Annotated in this window: 17 protein-coding genes and 2 other annotated features; of the genes, 4 read left to right on the forward strand and 13 right to left on the reverse strand. The window is 30.1% G+C overall.

What is annotated here, in order from left to right:
• Positions 1 to 224: 224 nt before the first annotated feature.
• From L3B96_RS12080 to ytxC, 11 genes are all read right to left on the reverse strand, one after another.
• On the reverse strand, positions 225 to 2,486 hold the full coding sequence (locus tag L3B96_RS12080) for a stage V sporulation protein D (protein ID WP_023974740.1): 2,262 nt from the start codon (positions 2,484 to 2,486) through the stop codon (positions 225 to 227).
• Between the two features lie 111 nt (positions 2,487 to 2,597).
• Positions 2,598 to 3,116, reverse strand: coding sequence for a cell division protein FtsL (locus L3B96_RS12085; protein WP_238861164.1), 519 nt, complete (start codon positions 3,114 to 3,116; stop codon positions 2,598 to 2,600).
• A 29-nt stretch (positions 3,117 to 3,145) separates the two neighbouring features.
• The gene (rsmH, locus tag L3B96_RS12090; protein ID WP_238861148.1) at positions 3,146 to 4,078 is read right to left on the reverse strand and encodes a 16S rRNA (cytosine(1402)-N(4))-methyltransferase RsmH; all 933 of its coding nucleotides are present in this window, start codon (positions 4,076 to 4,078) and stop codon (positions 3,146 to 3,148) included.
• Positions 4,079 to 4,090: 12 nt separating this feature from the next.
• Positions 4,091 to 4,519: a division/cell wall cluster transcriptional repressor MraZ gene (gene mraZ / locus L3B96_RS12095; RefSeq protein WP_238861150.1), complete on the reverse strand. Its 429-nt coding sequence runs from the start codon at positions 4,517 to 4,519 to the stop codon at positions 4,091 to 4,093.
• Positions 4,520 to 4,736: 217 nt separating this feature from the next.
• A complete protein-coding gene (gene pheT / locus L3B96_RS12100; RefSeq protein WP_238861152.1) occupies positions 4,737 to 7,115 on the reverse strand; it encodes a phenylalanine--tRNA ligase subunit beta in 2,379 nt (792 codons plus the stop codon).
• 376 nt (positions 7,116 to 7,491) lie between these two features.
• The gene (gene pheS / locus L3B96_RS12105) at positions 7,492 to 8,511 is read right to left on the reverse strand and encodes a phenylalanine--tRNA ligase subunit alpha (RefSeq protein ID WP_017208858.1); all 1,020 of its coding nucleotides are present in this window, start codon (positions 8,509 to 8,511) and stop codon (positions 7,492 to 7,494) included.
• A gap of 119 nt (positions 8,512 to 8,630) precedes the next feature.
• Positions 8,631 to 8,851 (reverse strand) — a binding site (T-box leader).
• 360 nt (positions 8,852 to 9,211) lie between these two features.
• Positions 9,212 to 9,994, reverse strand: a complete 783-nt coding sequence (locus L3B96_RS12110) for an RNA methyltransferase (RefSeq protein WP_238861155.1) — start codon at positions 9,992 to 9,994, stop codon at positions 9,212 to 9,214.
• Between the two features lie 100 nt (positions 9,995 to 10,094).
• Positions 10,095 to 10,454, reverse strand: a complete 360-nt coding sequence (gene rplT / locus L3B96_RS12115) for a 50S ribosomal protein L20 (protein ID WP_011968897.1) — start codon at positions 10,452 to 10,454, stop codon at positions 10,095 to 10,097.
• 28 nt (positions 10,455 to 10,482) lie between these two features.
• On the reverse strand, positions 10,483 to 10,680 hold the full coding sequence (gene rpmI / locus L3B96_RS12120) for a 50S ribosomal protein L35 (RefSeq protein ID WP_011968896.1): 198 nt from the start codon (positions 10,678 to 10,680) through the stop codon (positions 10,483 to 10,485).
• Positions 10,681 to 10,700: 20 nt separating this feature from the next.
• Entirely contained in the window at positions 10,701 to 11,222 is a 522-nt protein-coding gene (infC, locus tag L3B96_RS12125; protein ID WP_023974742.1) for a translation initiation factor IF-3, read from the reverse strand.
• 15 nt (positions 11,223 to 11,237) lie between these two features.
• Positions 11,238 to 11,364: a sequence feature (ribosomal protein L20 leader region), on the reverse strand.
• A 29-nt stretch (positions 11,365 to 11,393) separates the two neighbouring features.
• Positions 11,394 to 12,293 (reverse strand): putative sporulation protein YtxC, encoded by a 900-nt coding sequence (ytxC, locus tag L3B96_RS12130; RefSeq protein ID WP_011968894.1) that lies wholly within the window; start codon positions 12,291 to 12,293, stop codon positions 11,394 to 11,396.
• A 225-nt stretch (positions 12,294 to 12,518) separates the two neighbouring features.
• Here ytxC and L3B96_RS12135 point away from each other — a divergent pair, with 225 nt between their 5' ends.
• Positions 12,519 to 13,223 (forward strand): DUF6873 family GME fold protein, encoded by a 705-nt coding sequence (locus L3B96_RS12135; RefSeq protein WP_238861156.1) that lies wholly within the window; start codon positions 12,519 to 12,521, stop codon positions 13,221 to 13,223.
• Between the two features lie 105 nt (positions 13,224 to 13,328).
• On the opposite strand, the gene L3B96_RS12140 is transcribed toward L3B96_RS12135, so the two are convergent.
• Positions 13,329 to 13,511 carry a hypothetical protein gene (locus L3B96_RS12140; protein ID WP_238861158.1) on the reverse strand — a complete coding sequence of 61 codons (183 nt, stop codon included), beginning with the start codon at positions 13,509 to 13,511 and terminating at the stop codon, positions 13,329 to 13,331.
• 299 nt (positions 13,512 to 13,810) lie between these two features.
• Complete coding sequence (locus tag L3B96_RS12145; RefSeq protein ID WP_011968891.1) at positions 13,811 to 14,362, reverse strand: GNAT family N-acetyltransferase; 552 nt, start codon at positions 14,360 to 14,362, stop codon at positions 13,811 to 13,813.
• Positions 14,363 to 14,827: 465 nt separating this feature from the next.
• Here L3B96_RS12145 and L3B96_RS12150 point away from each other — a divergent pair, with 465 nt between their 5' ends.
• The 3 genes from L3B96_RS12150 (at position 14,828) to ilvA (ending at position 18,679) form a co-directional block, all read left to right on the forward strand.
• On the forward strand, positions 14,828 to 16,384 hold the full coding sequence (locus tag L3B96_RS12150) for an ABC-F family ATP-binding cassette domain-containing protein (RefSeq protein WP_041895714.1): 1,557 nt from the start codon (positions 14,828 to 14,830) through the stop codon (positions 16,382 to 16,384).
• 324 nt (positions 16,385 to 16,708) lie between these two features.
• Complete coding sequence (locus L3B96_RS12155; RefSeq protein WP_238861160.1) at positions 16,709 to 17,128, forward strand: YjdF family protein; 420 nt, start codon at positions 16,709 to 16,711, stop codon at positions 17,126 to 17,128.
• 330 nt (positions 17,129 to 17,458) lie between these two features.
• Positions 17,459 to 18,679, forward strand: a complete 1,221-nt coding sequence (gene ilvA / locus L3B96_RS12160; protein ID WP_041895711.1) for a threonine ammonia-lyase — start codon at positions 17,459 to 17,461, stop codon at positions 18,677 to 18,679.
• Positions 18,680 to 18,848 lie beyond the last annotated feature (169 nt).

The raw sequence follows: 18,848 nt of genomic DNA on the forward strand, positions 1-18,848 counted from the left end.
CCTCTGAATAAAGCACTAATTTAGATATTCACCTATTAGCTGAGTATTGCTTTTAACAATTCTAATAAAATACCTAAATATATAACGGATATTATTACTAAAAAATATTAGTATGCGAGAATTCTCACATACTAATATTTTTTCATTTGTATAATTCATACCAACCCCCTTACAAAACATACCCGTTTCGTTTTAAAGTTTTAGTATTAATTTATTCTCACTTTTTAATCCTTATAGTCTGAACTTAATGTCAACTTAACAGTTGTTCCCTTTGTTATAACTTCACCTTGAGAAATATCTTGTTCTGAGACTGCTCCACTTCCTTCAAAGGCAGGCACTATTCCAAGCTTCTTCAATAGTGTATTAGCATCTTCCTTTGAATATCCCCTAACATCAGGCATTACAACATTATTATTATTTGTTCCATCGCTACTTGTATAAAGATTTATTTTTGACCCTTCTTTTACCGAATATCCTGGATATGGTGTTAAGTTTACTACTGACTCCCCATCACCATCTATATTAAAATCTAACTTGGCATCCTTCAACGCTTTTTTAGCATCATCAACTTTCATTCCTCTAACTTCTGGAATAATAACATCTCTAGTAATTTGTCCCATATTTTCATCAGAAAATTTGTTATTAAGGTAATTAAAAATATCAGTAAATAATGGTTTTGCTGGCGGTACAGCTACTTGTGCCGCATAATAAGCACCATTACTTGGTTCATCAATAGTCACCATCATAGTAATTTTAGGATCATCCACAGGCGCCATTCCAACAAATGAAGATATATACTTACCTTCTTGATATCTTCCATCAATAACTTTCTGAGCTGTACCTGTTTTACCGCCTATATGGTAACCTTCTATAAATGTTCCTGTTCCAGATCCCCCAGTAATAACCCTTTCAAGATAACTTCTAAGTTCTGCTGTCTTTTCAGTACTTGCAACTGTTGTTGTCTTAGGCTTAAAAGCTTCATCGACAATATTAACATTATTTTCATCTTCATGAGTGATTTCTTTCATTACATGTGGTTGTATCAAAGTTCCACCATTAGCAATAGCATTAAACGCAGTCATATATTGAACTGAATTAACCGTATTAGTTTGACCAAAAGATATTGTAGCAAGATCTGCCTCAGAAACCTTATCAACTGGTTTAACAATTCCTTTTGCTTCTCCAGGTAAATCAATTCCACTCGCTTTTCCAAAACCGAATTTATTAATATATTCACATAATTTTTCTTTTCCAATCATTGCTCCAAGCTCCATAAAGCCTACATTACATGAATTCTGAATTATGTCTGGGAATACTTCTGCTCCATGCCCCTGAGTTCTCCAGCACTTAGGAGTAATTCCTCCAACTTTTAATGAACCTCCACAATAAAACTTACTATCCTTATTTACAATGTTTTCTTCAAGACCTGTAATAGCTGTTACTACCTTAAATATTGAACCAGGTTCAAAAGTATCATTTACAAGCCTATTTCTCCACATTTTTTGTACTTTGTCATCTGAATTTGCTCCATCAAATTTATCTGCACCATCACGCGGATTATTAGGATCAAAATCAGGTTTATTTACCATTGCTAAAACTTCACCTGTTTTAGGATCCATAACAAGAATTGAGACTGCCTTAGCTTTTGTATCATTATAAGCTTGTGTGGCAGCTTTTTCCGCAAAATTTTGTATATTCTCATCAATTGTAAGTGTAACATCTTTACCGTTTACCGGTGCTGTAAACTGAGATATTGTATAAGGTAAATCTCTATTATTTTTATCAAGTTCTGCTATCTTCATTCCAGGAATTCCTGATAAATACGAATTATATTGAAGCTCTACTCCTGTAAGCCCTTTACCATCAACATTAGTACTTCCAAGTACATGTGATAAGAAATTATTATTCGGATAATATCTTTTAGTATCTGGTGATACTAAAACTCCACTTATATTAAGATCTTTTACCTTATCTGCCTGTTCTTTTTCTATCCTTCTAATTAAAGTAGCAGATCCAGCCTTTGCTCCACTTGGAAGCCTTGTTTCAAGCTTATCTTTTACTTTATCTACATCTAAATCTAATGCCTTTGCAATAACAGGCGCAATATCATCAGTTTTTAATCCATCATCTCCAGAAGGTATTGGAATTCCTACACTTTTCATATGCTCTATTTCTGTTTTTGATAAATCCTTTAATCCTCTTGATAAATATGCTCTTATAGAGTTCAAATCGAAGTCTACTCTATAAACATTCGCAGATACCGCTAATTCTTTACCATTCCTATCTAATATCCTTCCTCTTATGGCATCTATTTTTACCTCACTTGTCCACTGTTCTTCTGCTCTTGCTGCATAATCAGCTCTTTTAACTATCATTATATAAGAAAGTCTAAGAGTTAATATTACAAAAACAATTGTCAACGCAAAAGCTGCTATACTCATCCTTTGGCGCATCTTTGCCCTATCTTTATAATTCTTTTTTTTCAACTTTTATTTCCCCCATGCACACTTTCTTTTACATAAAACCCAAAAGAACCAAGATAAAGCCAATTAATTTTCTAATATAATTACTTATTTTTTATTATTTTAAGTAACTTATTATTTTATTAAACTTATTAATTTAGAGAATATGTTCTTACTTTTAGCAGTATTTTCGGAACTTTTAGGTTTTAAATCTTCAAAATAATTCTGTGAAAAATCAACTTTTATAGTTTGTTCTTTTTTTGGAATAGCCATTGCCAATTTACTTTCAGCACTTTTTTGAATATTATTTAATGAAGAAAATTTCAATATTTTTACTTTTAATGCCTCATTATCTTCTTGTGTTTGTTTTATTTGAGTATCCAAGTTTCTCGCATTGCTTTCCATAGTATAAACCTTGTTATCTCCGTGAATAGTAATAAACCCTAAACTAAATATGACAACTGCCACAGTTAGTAAGTATTTCCTATCATTTTTTCTCCTGTTTTTTAATAGGATATTTTTATTTATAATTTGTTTTCTTCTTTGTATTTGTTTATATTTTTTATCCGGTTTACGTACTCTTGTTTTTCTTTCTGGAGCTAATACTGTATTCCCTTTTATATAATCATATTCTCTTCTTCCCAATTTATTCACATCCCAACTCATTTATAACATAATAATAATTATAATTTCTCAATTACTCTAAGCTTAGCGCTTCTACTCCTTGGATTTTCTTCAATCTCTTCTTTAGTTGGTGCAATACCTTTTTTAGCTATATTTTTAACTAATGGTGATTTTCCACATATACACATTGGAAATTCTTTTGGACAATTACATGGATTCTCTAATTCTCTAAACTTTAATTTCACTATTCTATCTTCCAAAGAATGGAAAGTTATAATAGCCATTCTTCCACCTTTATTTAATCTATTCACTCCATCCTCTATAGTTTTATTAAGTATCTTTAATTCTGAATTAACTTCTATTCTAATTGCCTGAAAAGTTCTTTTAGCCGGATGAGGCCCTTCTCTTCTCATCTTTGCTGGAATTGCAGCCTTGATAATGTCTACAAGTTCAAAAGTTGTTTCTATCGGCTTCTCAATTCTTCTATTTATAATAAAATTCGCAATCCTTTTAGCAAATCTTTCTTCACCATAGTCCTTTATTATTTTATATAAGCTGTCCTCATCGTAATTATTTACAATATTGTACGCGGAAAAATCACTTTCTCTATTCATTCTCATATCTAACGGAGCATCTTTCATATAACTAAAACCTCTTGATGCTTCATCAAGTTGATATGATGAAACTCCAAGATCCATCAAAATTCCATCAACCTTTTCAATATCTAGATCGTTTAAAATACTATCAATATTATAAAAATTGCTATGAACATACTTTACATTTTCAAAATCCTTAAGTTTTTCTTTTGCTGCCTTTAGAGCGTCTTGGTCTTGATCTATCCCAATAAGCATCCCATCTTTGGAAAGATTGCTTAAGATATGAGATGAGTGTCCTGCTCCTCCTAAAGTACCATCAACATAAATCCCATTTTCCTTTATGTTTAATGCCTCTATACATTCATTTAATAAGACCGATACATGTTTAAATTCCATAATAAAAACTCCTTATATTCCTAAATCATTCATTTTTTCTGCAATTGAATCAAAGTCTATATTTGATTCGTTATATTCGCTCCACTTTTCCTTGCTCCATATTTCTACTCTAGATAATACTCCAATACTTACTATGTCCTTTTCTATACCTGCATATTCCTTTAAATTTTGTGGAATCAATCCTCTTCCTTGCTTGTCTAACTCGACTTCACAAGCTCCAGAAAAAAAGAACCTCACAAAGGATCTAGCATCCTTATTTGTTAAAGGTAAAGTTTTTAATTTATTCTCCAATATTTTCCATTCTTCAAGTGGATAAGCGTACAAACACCCATCAAGTCCTTTGGTAATAACAAATTTATTACCAAGTCCATCTCTTAGTTTTGCTGGAACAATTATTCTATTTTTAGGATCTAACGCATGTTGATATTCCCCAATGAACAATATTCTCAGCTCCTACTTTTATTGATTAGGTAATTTCCCTCTATTTTAAACCACTTAACACCACTTTTAACCACTTTATCTATACTTATTCTATAGAAACATGATATTTCCTTCTTTAAACTTATATTTTTTTGTATAAATAAAAATAGCTGCTTCAAAAATAATAAAACTTATTTCTGAAGCAGCTTTCATGGAGCAAAGCTTGAGTTATTATATTTTAATCTCTTAATGTAGCTCCAAGCTTATATTCTAAAGATTTTAGGATTTTTTCATGAACTTTATTAACATCTTTATCTGTTAATGTTTTATTTTCATCTCTGTACCAGATTGCATAAGCTATACTCTTTTTACCATCTGGAATTTGTTTTCCTTTATATATATCAAATAATTCTACTTTTTCAACTAAATTTCCACCAGCTCTTTTTATTGTATCATCAATTTCTTGAACTAAAAGACTATCATCAACAAGTAATGCAATATCTCGTGTTACTGCTGGGAATTTTGGAAGTGCTTTATATTTTTTATCCATATCAGCATTTTCATATAAAACGTCCAAATCTAATTCTGCCACATAACAAGGCACATCCAAACCGTAATTTTCGCATACATCTAAATGAACTTCTCCTAAAGTTCCAGCATTAGTTCTACCAACAACTATCTTAGCTGTTTTTCCAGGATGGTAACTTACATTTTCGCTCTCTCTTTCATATTTAACACTCTTTATACCTAATCCATCAGTTATATTTTCAACAACACCTTTAAGATCTAAGTAGTCACAATCTCCATAAATACCTATAGTTAAAATATTCTTTTCTATCGGAAGTTTTGTTTCATCCACATTTGGAATGTAAACTTTCCCCATTTCAAACAATCTTACATATGAGTTATTTCTAGAATAATTTCTTCCAAGTGATTCCATCATTGATGGAAGTGTTGAAGTTCTCATTACACTATAATCTTCCCCTAATGGATTTCTTATCTTAACTACATTTCTAAGATCACTATCTTCTGGTAAATTAATTTTATCAAAAACCTTTGGAGATACAAATGAATAACTAATAGATTGATTTAATCCACTTCCTGTAGCAAGCATCACTACTCTATTATCTAATAATCCTTTTCTATATCTTGGCTCTCTTTCTGTAGAAACTTTAAAAATTGTTGTAGGAATTTTTTCATATCCATAAATTCTTGCAATTTCCTCAGCTATATCTTCTCTAATTGCAATATCAACTCTAAAAGTTGGAGCTGTCACAACTAAGTTATCACCATTTATTTCTGTAAATAAATCAACACTATCTAAACATCTCTTCATCTCTTCTTTAGAAAGATCTGTTCCAAGGAAGCTGTTTACCCAATTTGAGTCAACAGTTACAGTTGATACTTCTTTCTTGTTGTTGTAAACATCTATAGTACCTTCCATAACTTCTCCGGCATCTAATTCACAGATTAAGCTACATGCTCTATTTAATGCAATTTCAGCTAAGTTAGGATCTATATCTTTTTCAAATCTTCCAGAAGCTTCTGTTCTTAGATTTAATTTCTTTGAATTCACTCTTATGTTAGTTCCATCAAAATTTGCACATTCAAAAACAACTTCTGTAGTATCTTCTTTTATTTCCGAGTTTAAACCACCCATTATTCCAGCAAGACCGATAATATTTTCTCCATCTTTAATACAAAGCATCGAATCATCTAATTCTCTTTCTACTTCATCTAAAGTTGTAAACTTTTCTCCTTGCTTTGCTCTTTCAATTACTATTTTATTCGTAGCAATTTCTCTTTTATCAAAAGCATGCATTGGTTCACCAGTTTCAAGCATAACAAAATTTGTTATATCAACTATATTATTTATTGGTCTTATACCAGCTTCAAGAAGTCTTTCTTGCATCCAGCCTGGTGATGGCTGAACTTTAACATTTTTTACTCCTCTTGCCATATATCTATTGCAAAGAGTATCTTTAACTTCAACAGTTAACTCTTCATTTATATTTTTAGAATTTTTAATTTGATATTCTAAATTTGGCATTTTATAAGTTGTTCTAAGAGCTGCTGCTGTTTCTCTTGCCATCCCTACCATACTTAGGCAGTCAGGTCTGTTTGAAGTAATTTCAAAATCTAAGATAGCTTTATTTAATCCTAAAAGTTCCTTAATATCAACTCCAAGCTTAGTATCAGTAGGTAAGATCATCAATCCATGAACCGGCTCATCTCCAGCTGTACCTAATTCTTCTTCTGAGCAGAACATACCATTAGATACTACTCCTCTAAGTTTTCCTTTTTTTATTTTAGTTCCGTCGGCAAGTGTTGAACCATGAAGAGCAACCGGCACAACATCTTGCTCTTTCATGTTCGTTGCAGCTGTAACTATTTGTATTTGTTCACTTCCTATATCAACTTTACATATGCTTAACTTATCTGCATCAGGATGTTTTTCAATATTAGTAATTTTTCCTGTAACTACATTTTGAATTACATCTCCTTGGATAACAAGTTCTTCTAGTTGTGAACCAGTTAGAGTTAATTTATCTCCTAATTCCTTAGGACTAACATTTATATCAACATAATCTTTAAGCCAATTATATGGTACTTTCATTTTGTTTCCTCCTTTTATTGCTGGGTATAGCATCTTATTTTAATCCAATTTCTTCACTAACCCTCATTTTAAATATACAAAAGTTCTTAATGGGTAGCATAGCTACACCATTTTTAATATTCAAAAAATCTTAATTGCAGCATAACTACTTTTTTAAGGTGATAAGTTCTTAATTGAAACATAACTGCTTTTTTTAGTTTCAAAAGTTCTTGATTGCAGTATAGCTGCTTTTTCAAGTTAATAAGTTCTTAGTTGCAGCATGGCTGCTTTTTTCATATGGGCATATCTTTAGAATATTTATGGTAATATTCTAAAGAATAAATATTCCTAAGAATGTATATTCTTAAATTCTTGAATTTCAAATAAAATTAAGCTTTTAGAATTGATTTAAGAATCTCATATCACTTTCATATAATAATCTTATATCATCTATTCCATACTTTAGCATTACCATTCTATCAACACCAAAACCAAAAGCAAATCCACTATATACTTCTGGATCAAGTCCGCAGTTTCTAAGAACATTTGGATGAACCATTCCGCAACCCAAAAGCTCTATCCAACCGCTGCCTTTACATACTCTACAGCCTTCACCGCCACATACAAAGCATGTTGCATCCATTTCAGCAGATGGCTCTGTAAATGGGAAGTGATGTGGTCTGAATTTAGTTTGAACCTTGTCTCCAAACATTTTTTTTGCAAATAATTCTAATGTTCCTTTTAAATCAGCAAATGTAACTCCTTTATCTATAACTAATCCTTCCATTTGATAGAATATAGGTGAATGTGTAGCATCTACTGAATCTGATCTATATACTTTACCAGGGGAAATCATTTTTATTGGTGGCTTTTGATTCTCCATAGTTCTAACTTGAATTGGTGAAGTCTGCGTTCTAAGTACTATTTTATCATTTATATATAAAGTATCCTGTTCACTTCTAGCCGGATGATCCTTAGGGATATTTAAAGCTTCAAAATTATAGTGATCATATTCAACTTCAGGTCCATCTTCAATTGTGAACCCCATTGAAACGAAAATTTCTTCCATACTTTGAAGAGTCAAATCTAACGGATGCCTCTTTCCTATAACCTTCTTTCTTCCTGGAAGAGAAATATCTATAGTTTCACCTGCAAGCTTTTCAGCCTTTTCTTTATCTTTAATAGCTTTTAATACGCTTTCTAATTTTTCTTCAACAGCAGCTTTAGCTTCATTAACTAATTTTCCTACAATCGGTCTTTCTTCTGGAGAAAGATTCCCCATACCTCTTAATATTGTAGTAAGTTCCCCTTTTTTTCCTAAGAACTTAACTCTAATTTCTTCTAATTCACTGCTGGTTTTAACAGCTTCAATTTTGCTTAATGCAAGTTCTTGTAATTCTTTAAGTTTTTCTTTCATTGATTGTTTCTCCTTTCAATAAGACATATAAAAATAATAATAGACCTATAAATATTTCTTTAAAAATCATTTGTTGGCAATTAAAAAGATTTTTTGCATAAAAAAAACGCCACCTCATAAAAAGGGACGAATTATCCGCGTTACCACCCTAATTGGAACTAAAAAAGTACCCAACTCAATTTAATTAACGACTCTTCTCGCCGCTAGCTACTACTATAAATTTCACAGCTAGAACTCCTGAGCGAACTTCAATATTATATTATTTAAGAAGGCTTACAGTCCATGACCCTCTCTCCCTTAAAACTTTTCTAATATCTACTCTCTCATTCACAGTTTTTCAATGTTCAATTAATACAACTCATTATACAAATAAATATATAAAATATCAATACTATTTTCAAAATTTATATATAAATCTACTGCTTTTCTAATATACCATATTTATAAGTATATTCCCAAATCAAATTAAATATTTTATCTTAACATAATTATTCTATTTTAAATATAAAACCTCTGAACACCAGATGTTTCCTATAAATATTTATATATTTTACTATTTACATAGATAAATATATAAATTTTAAAATTTTTTCATATTAATATAGATTCCTAGAAATATTCAAATCTACTTTCATTCTTAAATAGTTTCAAATTTTCCTAGAAACCTATTAATATACTTTCCTATTTTAATAAGATTTAATCACAATTGATTTTGTCTTACTTTCTCATACATTATAACAGATGAAGCTACTGCTACATTTAAAGATTCAGCATTGCCTGGCATTGGTATCTTAACCTTAGTATCCGCCATCTCTAACACTTCTCTACTCACTCCATTTCCTTCATTCCCAACAGTTAAGAGAACTCTCCCTCTTAAATCTGCTTGAAAGAAATTTTTATCTGCATCTAAGGATGTCACTACTAAATTAAAACCTTTCCCCTTTAATTCTTTTACCAAAGAGAGATTCTCATCATCATAATAAATAGGAATATAAAATATAGATCCCATTGTAGATCTAATTGTCTTTTCATTATATATATCCACAGTACCCTTTGTTAATATAATTTCTTGTACTCCAGCTGCATGTGCAGTTCTTATTATAGCCCCTAGATTCCCTGGATCTTGCACCTTGTCACAAAGCAAGTAAAAATCTCCATCGAATTTCAATTCCATTGTATTCATTTTTATAACAGCAAGTATTCCTTGGGGATTTTCTGTAGAAATAAGTTCTTTAAATAAATTGCTAGAAATTTCATAAATCTTAATTTCATCATTTATATATTTGCCCAAAAATTCGTCTACTTTATCCTGTGCATCTTCAGTCACAATTAGGTAATCTACATCGACTTTGGCCTTAAATGCCTCTTGAACTAATCTAAATCCTTCAATTATATATCTACTTGTTTTAGTCCTATTCTTTCTTTCTTTAAGCTTTTTTGTATTCTTAAACAAATTATTTTCTTTACTTTCTATATATATCAAAGTTTTACACCTCAAAACTATAGGATTATGGAAAAATAATAGTATTATTATTTATATTTGAATATAAAAATAAAATGCGACATAAGCCGCATTTTATGTACTAAGCATTTAATTGTTTCTTAGCAACTTCTACTAATTCAGTAAATGCCTTTGGATCATTTATAGCTATTTCAGATAACATCTTTCTGTTGATGTCTATTCCAGCTAATTTGATTCCATTCATGAATTTAGAATATGATAAGTTGTTTATTCTTGTAGCTGCGTTAATTCTAGCTATCCATAAACTTCTATAATCTCTCTTCTTATTCTTTCTTCCAACATAAGAATTTCTTAATGCTCTTATTACTGATTCATTAGCAGTTTTATATAACTTACTTTTTCCACCGTAGTATCCTTTTGCAAGTTTTAAAACTTTTTTATGATTTTTACGAGAATTCTTCGCTCTCTTTACTCTTGCCATTACTTAAACCTCCTGCATTACCCCTATATTATAGGTATGGTAATAATTTCTTCATTACTTTTAATTGTGAATCTGAAACATATCCAGCTTTTCTAAGATGTCTCTTAGTTTTTGAACTCTTCTTTGTTAAGATATGGCTTCTAAATGCCTTACCTCTCTTAAGTTTTCCTGTACCTGTTTTTCTGAATCTTTTTGCTGCACCTCTATGAGTTTTCATTTTTGGCATGATTAAATCCTCCTCTCAAGTTACGCCTTTTTAGGCCCTAAAACCATTGTCATATTTCTGCCTTCTCTTTTAGGTCTTTTTTCTACTAGGCAGACATCTTCTAATTTAGCTGCAAAGTTATCAAGAATCTTTTGTCCCATGTGGGCAAGTTCCATTTCCCTACCTCTAAATCTTACAGTGATTTTAACTTTATCTCCTTCTAATAGGAACTTTCTAGCATTTTTTGCTTTTATATCAATGTCATGTTCCTCAATAGTTAGACTACATCTTACTTCTTTAATAGATATGATTTTTTGCTTTTTCTTAGCATCTTTTTCTTTTTTAGATTGCTCATATACATACTTACCATAGTCCATAATTCTACAAACTGGTGGTTTCGCAGTAGGAGACATCATAACTAAATCCATATCTTTTTCTTCAGCAAGTTTTTTTGCTTCAATAGTTGGGACAATCCCTAATGGTTCCCCGTTACTTCCTATTAGTCTAATCTCTTTTTCTCTAATTTCTTCATTCATAGAAAAATCTTTATTAATATTTTTCACCTCCGAAAAACTATATACATAATAAAAAGACGGCATAACTGCCGCCTCAAATTATCAATACTCAATGTATAGACATCACATAAAACCCATACTAGTAAATTCAACACTGCAGGGTGAGAAACGGCTGTTTCTTCTTAACATGTATGAGTATATCATTGTTGTTAATCCATGTCAATATTTTTTTGCTATTATTTGACCAATTTTATTATAGTCGCTATTTGCTTCATAAAAATGAACCTTATCTCCAAATACATTTTGAATAGTATCTAAAAATTCTTTATTGCTACATTTTTCTTTTCCATAGATATTTATATTTTCAGGTGCACTTGTTATTAGTCCGCTAATTAATATATCTTCCATATTTAATTCAGCTTTATTTTGATCTGTTGCAATTTCACTGAAAAAATCGTAATATAAATCTTTGCCTTCCTTATCTCTTACTATATAATTATTATCTTCTACTATTATATTTATTTCTTCTATTTTACATTCCTGTATTTCTACAAAGTACTTTAGTAGTTTTATAAATTCCTTATATTCTTTTTCCACCATATATCTTTCTACTACTTTATCTATAACTTTTTCTATATCCTCTCTTAATTTTCTCATCCTAAAAGTTATAAATCCATCTATATTAATCTCTTGTTTTTCACTTATGCAGTCTCTAATCTTTTCTACCATAGAATTAATTTTATTTAAACAAAATATAGTATCCTCATTTGCATCTACTTCTTCATACTTTAACACCTTTAGTATTTGATCTTCAACCTCTAATATTTCAGATTGCTTTAAGAAAAAATAATTATCCGTTATAAATTCAAACATTTCCTTTTTTCTATAATTATCAATAACTATTCTATATAAAATATTACTAACATATAAGTTAATAATCTCTTTTACTTTTTCATTATAACAATTTTCTTCACAAATTATCTTTATTATATGAGTTTTTCCTTCTATACTTTCAACAAATCCTATTAAAATCTCCTTCTTCTTTAGTAGCTCTTTTAGCTCTTGCAGGTCACGGGAAAAAGTCAAGTCTTCACTATAAGCTAATTTTAAAATAAGCATGGATTTCACTCCCTTCTTAATATTAGTATGTATTAAAAATTTGAGGATATGCAAAATTCATATGATATATTTCTAGTTGATAAAATATTAATTTTTATACATTCTAGCAGTTACTTAATTGACATATCTGTCTTTAAAGTGCAAAATATAATTTAAAATAATAATTTCAGTATTGATTATTTTGCCTTTAAATATCAGTTATACATTCTTATAAGGAGAATTTATATGCATTGTTTTGTCGATTATAGAATTACTAAAGAAGAATTACTTAGCCTTTCCAAACTAGACCTAAAACCAATATTAGTCCCTAAATGTAATGATGTTTATGATGCCATAAATGGTCATCCTGATATTCAATTAAATGTACTAAAAAATGATTCATTTAATAAGATAATTATCCAACGAAATATCTCAGAAAATTTCAAAGAGATCCTTAAATTAAACGACATAAATTATATTGTTTCAAAAAACACATTGTCCAATACATATCCAAACGATATTATTTTAAATTCTTTAATTTTAGAAAACTATTTTATACATACTTTAAAATATAGCGATGAAAATCTCTTAAACTCTCAAAATTCAAAAATACACATTGATGTTCCTCAAGGTTACACAAAATGTTCTATTCTCCATGTTAGAGAAAAAGCCTTAATCACAAGTGATAAAGGGATTTTTAATTCTCTTAAAAATTACGATTTTGACATCCTTCTGCTTCCTCCTGGAGATATACTACTACCTTCACTAAATTATGGTTTTATAGGCGGGGTCGGTGGTATGGTCTCTAATAATAAGATGGCTTTCTTTGGTGATTTAGATAGTTACACATGGGGAGATCAAATAAAGAAATTTCTTTTTAAATATGACGTCTTACCCATTGCACTAAGAAAAGGGAAATTAATAGATCGAGGTAGTCTATTTACCCTATAACCATGTCCACTATATAATATGATTTCTACTTTTTTATGTTACTTTTAAATAAATATAAAGAAGATAGCATTCACACTAATAATGTAATTACTATCTTCTTTATATTCACCTTGTCATTCTATTCTTTATTTCATCAGTTAATTTTTCTGCTTTTGACTTTACTAATTCTCCTACGTTTCTCATTTCATTCCCCATATCTTCTGCCAAGCCTTTCATTTCGTAACCAATTTTTTCTGCCATTTCTTTTATTTCCTTAGTTAAATCTAACATCATAGTATCTCCTTTCATATAATAATTTACGCAATTTATAATACCATCAATAAAAAATTTTTTTATACTAAAAGTTTGCCCCAAAATAGGAATATTATTATAGAAATTCGGCTAAATTATTTTCTTAATTACTTGCAAACAAAAACAACTTTTATCTGAATATAAAAATTAAGCTAATAGATATTTTCTTATCCATTAGCTTAATTTCGTGCCTTTTCTCTTACTATTAAACAAAATATTAATTTACTAACTAATTATTCTAAAAGTTCTTTAGACATTCTATTGTAGTCAGAATCATGTAAATTCATAACATTTGGTTATATTCTTAAGTTATTTTTATACTCAGTTCTAAAAATACAATAATACAATGTGGTTACCTCTTTATTATTTAGAAATTTTAATCTCTCGAACTTTTTAAATTTATATTTGAATCCGCACTTTTCAATTACTCTTTTTGAGTTGTTGTTAAAATCAAAATGTGCGCACCAAATTAATTCTAAATTTAGTTTATTAAACCCATAGTCCACTAAAGATTTTACAGCTTCAGGAACGATTTCTTTTCCCCAGTATCTAGGATTGAGAGCATACCCCACTTCTTTCTGATTTAGTTTCAACAAATTATTATCAGGCTTTCTATCATGAAGCCCTATGCTACCAATAACTTTATTTTCTGATTTTAAAACTATAGCATATGTTTCATTATTTCTAATAAACATTCTTATTATTTTTCTACTTTCATCCTCATCTTTATGCGGCATCCAACCAGCGTTAGGACCCACCAACTCACTTTTGGCATATTCATATAAATCTTTGTAATCATCCTCTTTCCATGTTCTTAATAGCAATCTATCAGTAACCAAATCCTCCATCTTGCTTCCCCCTTATATAATCTGGTCAAATATCTAATTACGCCTCCAGCATATCCTCTTTTCGTTTCTAACACATTGAACTAAAAGTTTTATCGAGTAAATTCTCTAAACAATTATTAACATTCTTTAATTTATAGACACACGGATTTTATTACTAAAATTATAACATATTATGTAAATATGCAACTACAATTTATACCCAGGGTGCTTTGGGCAATTGATAAATATTAGCTTTAATGAATTTTACTATTTTATGAATATATTGTTATAGTTTCAATACTCTTCTCATCTATATTTTTAATATACACAAATTTTCTTAAATTTACTTTGACATACTGGCTTTTTATACTTTAAACTATTATGGATACGCAACTACAAAAAGTGATTATAAGCTTATTATTTTTCTCTTATTTTAGGAGTCTTTTCACTTAGTTGCAAATTTTATAAGTTTTTTGGAGGTAATTGATGAGCATACTTACTGTTAAAAATATGAATCACGGATTTGGAGATAGAGCTATTTTTGAAGATGTTTCATTTAGATTATTAAAGGGTGAACATGTTGGTCTTATTGGTGCTAATGGAGAAGGTAAATCTACATTTATGAATATAGTAACTGGTAAGCTAATGCCTGATGAAGGGAATGTTATTTGGTCTAATAATGTTAGAGTTGGTTACATGGATCAGCATGCAGCATTAATGAAAGGTCAAAGTATAAGAGATGCCTTAAGAGATGCTTTTAAATATCTTTTTGATCTAGAAGCAGAAATGAATTCTTTATACGAAAAGATGGGGGATTGTACTGAGGATGAGTTAAATAAAATGCTGGAAAGAACTGCTGTAATTCAAGACATGCTTGATCATAACGGATTTTATGTTATTGATCCAAAAGTTGAAGAAGTTGCAAAGGGTCTTGGGCTTTTAGACCTAGGGTTAGATAAAGACGTTGATGATTTATCTGGTGGACAAAGAACCAAAATCCTTCTAGGAAAACTATTATTACAATCTCCTGATATTTTACTTTTAGATGAGCCTACAAACTACTTGGATGAAGAACATATCGAATGGCTAAAAAGATATCTTCAATCATATGAAAATGCGTTTATATTAATATCCCATGATGTTCCATTTATAAATTCAGTAGTTAATTTAATATATCATGTAGATGAAAGAAAACTTACACGATATGTTGGAGATTATGATGAATTCCAAAGGATATATGCAATAAATAAAGAAAAATTAGAAGCTGCTTATGAAAAGCAACAAAAAGAAATCTCAAGACTTGAAGATTTCGTAGCAAGAAATAAAGCTAATGTTGCTACTGCAAATATGGCTAAGTCTAGACAAAAGAAGCTAGATAAGATGGATATAATTGAACTTTCAAAAGAAAAGCCAAAGCCAGAATTCAACTTCAAATCTGCTAGAGCTTCAGGCAAAGTTATTTTTGAAACTAAAGATTTAGTTATAGGTTATGACTCTCCTCTTACAAAACCATTAAATTTATATATGGAAAGAGGACAAAAAATAGCATTAGTCGGGGCTAACGGGCTTGGTAAATCAACTCTTCTAAAAAGTTTACTTGGTATAATAAAACCAATAAGTGGAGAAGTTCATTTAGGAGATTATCAATACATAGGTTATTTCGAACAAGAAGATAGAGGCAATAATAGCAATACATGTATAGATGAATTATGGCAGGAATTCCCTGGATATACTCAATATCAAATAAGAGCTGCTCTTGCTAAATGTGGACTTACAACTAAGCAATTAGAATCACAAATAAGAGTTCTATCTGGTGGTGAGGCTGCAAAAGTTAGACTTTGTAAAATTATAAATAATGAAACTAATATATTAATACTTGACGAACCTACTAATCACTTAGATGTTGACGCAAAAGATGAGTTAAAAAGAGCGCTTAAAGAATATAAAGGAACAATTCTGTTAGTTTCGCATGAACCTGAATTTTATAGAGATATAATAACAGAAACTTGGAATTGCGAAGATTGGACAACTAAAATAATATAGTCAGTTAATAAAAAAATGTAGTCAGTTTATTAAAACCGGCTATTTTTTTTATGTTTCAACCTAAATTTCTCTATAAAACTTATCAATAATTCTATTTTTATAGGCTTTATCTAGATTATCTACTAAGTCATAGAAGACATAATATAAATATAATTAATAACAACCTCTCTTTTCATTAGTATACTCTTCTACTATAATAATATTTAAAGAGATAAAAACACTGTTTCTGTTGGTAGTCAGAACCTATATTATAATATAGCAGTAACCTGCCCTCCTGGGGTTGTCCATTCTCTGTGAATTTCTATACTACAGGAGGATTTAATTATGATAACAATAATTAAATTAACAGTTCTTTTTGATGATCCATTTTGGATTGGTGTCTTTGAAAGTATTGAAAATGGTGAATATAAGGTATGCAAAGTTACCTTCGGCTCAGAACCAAAAGACGAGGAAGTTTACGAGCTCATACTGAAAAAATTCTATCGTCTAAATTTTAGTTCGCCAGTATTGTCTGATGACTTTGAATCACCAGCAAAACCTAATCCTAAAAGGCTTCAACGAAGCATTAGAAAAGAGGTTAATGTTAAAGGCATAGGAACTAAAGCCCAAATAGCAATGCAATTACAGCATAAACAAAGCAAAATTGTACGCAAACAAAAATCAAAAGAACAAAAGGAGCAAGAAGAGCAAAGAAAGTTCGAGTTAAGAAAAAAGAAAAAGCTTGAAAAGCATAAAGGACATTAACAATAAAAGTTCTTTATGAAAATCATATATCTTAACTATATATTATGAATTTTTTCCTATCTAAAATGCTCAGAAATAACAAGTTAAAAATGCTATTAACACTTTAATACTAATAAATATATCTTTTTGATAAATATATTTATTTAATTATAGTATTACAGCATCATCTTAACTTGTTATTTTTTATTATTCCTTATTCCTAGAGTTACCTTTTGATTTAAATTCACAAAACTTATTGTCTTAAAAACTCTTACTTGACATAAAATGCTAACATGTTATCATAAAACTATTAGCTAAAAGCAATATACATATAAAGGGGATATTACAAAAATGATGACACTTGATAAATTTGAAGAAGCATATGAAATCGTACAAAAAGTAATCTTAAAAACCAAGTTAGTGTTTAGCGACTATTACTCAGATATTACAGGAAATAAAGTTTACTTTAAGCCTGAAAATATGCAAAAAACGGGGGCGTATAAAATCAGAGGGGCATACTATAAGATCAGCACGCTTTCAGAGGAAGATAGAAGCAAAGGTCTTGTGACAGCTTCTGCTGGCAATCATGCTCAAGGGGTAGCTTATGCTGCCAAAGCCTATAACACAAAAGCAATAATTGTAATGCCAACCACTACTCCTCTAATGAAAGTTAATCGTACAAAAGCCTATGGCGCAGAAGTCATTTTACACGGAGATGTTTATGACGAGGCTTGCAATTACGCTTTAAAACTTGCTGAAGAAGAAGGTTATACTTTTATTCATCCTTTTGATGACTTAGACGTAGCAACTGGTCAGGGCTCAATAGCAATGGAGATCATAAAAGAATTGCCAACTGTTGATATAATCTTAGTTCCAATAGGTGGCGGCGGACTTGCTACAGGTGTTTCTACACTTGCAAAACTTCTAAACCCTAATATAAGAGTTATAGGGGTAGAGCCTGCTGGCGCAAACTGCATGCAAGTTTCTTTAAAGAATGGAGATGTAACTACTCTTCCTTCAGTAGATACAATAGCTGATGGTACTGCCGTCAAAACCCCTGGTTCTAAGATTTTTCCATATATACAACAAAATCTCGACGATATCATAACTATCGAGGATCACGAACTTATAGGAGCATTCCTAGATATGCTCGAAAATCACAAAATGCTTGCTGAAAACTCAGGCTTATTAACTGTAGCAGCTTTAAAACACTTAGATGTAAAAGATAAAAAGATTGTATCAATTATAAGCGGTGGTAATATGGATGTAATCACCTTTGCATCCCTAGTGCAACATGGTTTAATAGAAAGAGAACGTATTTGTACAGTTTCTGTTTTACTTCCAGATAAACCTGGAGAATTAACCAATGTATCTAAGGTAATTGCAGAAGCTCATGGTAATATAATCAAACTTGATCACAATCAATTTGTAAGCATTAATCGTAACAGTGCAGTTGAACTTGATATCACAATGGAAACCTTCGGACATGATCACAAAGAAGCAATCATTAGAGCTCTCAAGGATAGCGGATATGATCCTAAAGTTATTCAACCTAAAATGATTTATCAATAAAATCCATAAAAATCTTAGTTGACTGTGAAGTCATAGATTTCACAAACATGATATTTAATGCTAACATTATAATTTTCTTAATATAACAAAAAACATGAGAGTGTAAAATAGTCTGTGTAAACTTCATTAGAATGATATAATAAATTATCAAATGAAGGGAGCACAGGCT

This window comes from Clostridium sp. YIM B02569, from assembly GCF_022320765.1.
Taxonomy (GTDB): domain Bacteria; phylum Bacillota; class Clostridia; order Clostridiales; family Clostridiaceae; genus Clostridium; species Clostridium beijerinckii.

Coding starts and splice junctions, on each gene's coding strand:
- rsmH (WP_238861148.1), bottom strand. CDS start 4,078: ATGGAATTTAAACATGTATCGGTCTTATTAAATGAATGTATAGAGGCA.
- pheT (WP_238861152.1), bottom strand. CDS start 7,115: ATGAAAGTACCATATAATTGGCTTAAAGATTATGTTGATATAAATGTT.
- pheS (WP_017208858.1), bottom strand. CDS start 8,511: ATGAAAGAAAAACTTAAAGAATTACAAGAACTTGCATTAAGCAAAATT.
- rplT (WP_011968897.1), bottom strand. CDS start 10,454: ATGGCAAGAGTAAAGAGAGCGAAGAATTCTCGTAAAAATCATAAAAAA.
- rpmI (WP_011968896.1), bottom strand. CDS start 10,680: ATGCCAAAAATGAAAACTCATAGAGGTGCAGCAAAAAGATTCAGAAAA.
- ytxC (WP_011968894.1), bottom strand. CDS start 12,293: ATGCTTATTTTAAAATTAGCTTATAGTGAAGACTTGACTTTTTCCCGT.
- L3B96_RS12135 (WP_238861156.1), top strand. CDS start 12,519: ATGCATTGTTTTGTCGATTATAGAATTACTAAAGAAGAATTACTTAGC.
- L3B96_RS12140 (WP_238861158.1), bottom strand. CDS start 13,511: ATGAAAGGAGATACTATGATGTTAGATTTAACTAAGGAAATAAAAGAA.
- L3B96_RS12145 (WP_011968891.1), bottom strand. CDS start 14,362: ATGGAGGATTTGGTTACTGATAGATTGCTATTAAGAACATGGAAAGAG.
- L3B96_RS12150 (WP_041895714.1), top strand. CDS start 14,828: ATGAGCATACTTACTGTTAAAAATATGAATCACGGATTTGGAGATAGA.
- L3B96_RS12155 (WP_238861160.1), top strand. CDS start 16,709: ATGATAACAATAATTAAATTAACAGTTCTTTTTGATGATCCATTTTGG.
- ilvA (WP_041895711.1), top strand. CDS start 17,459: ATGATGACACTTGATAAATTTGAAGAAGCATATGAAATCGTACAAAAA.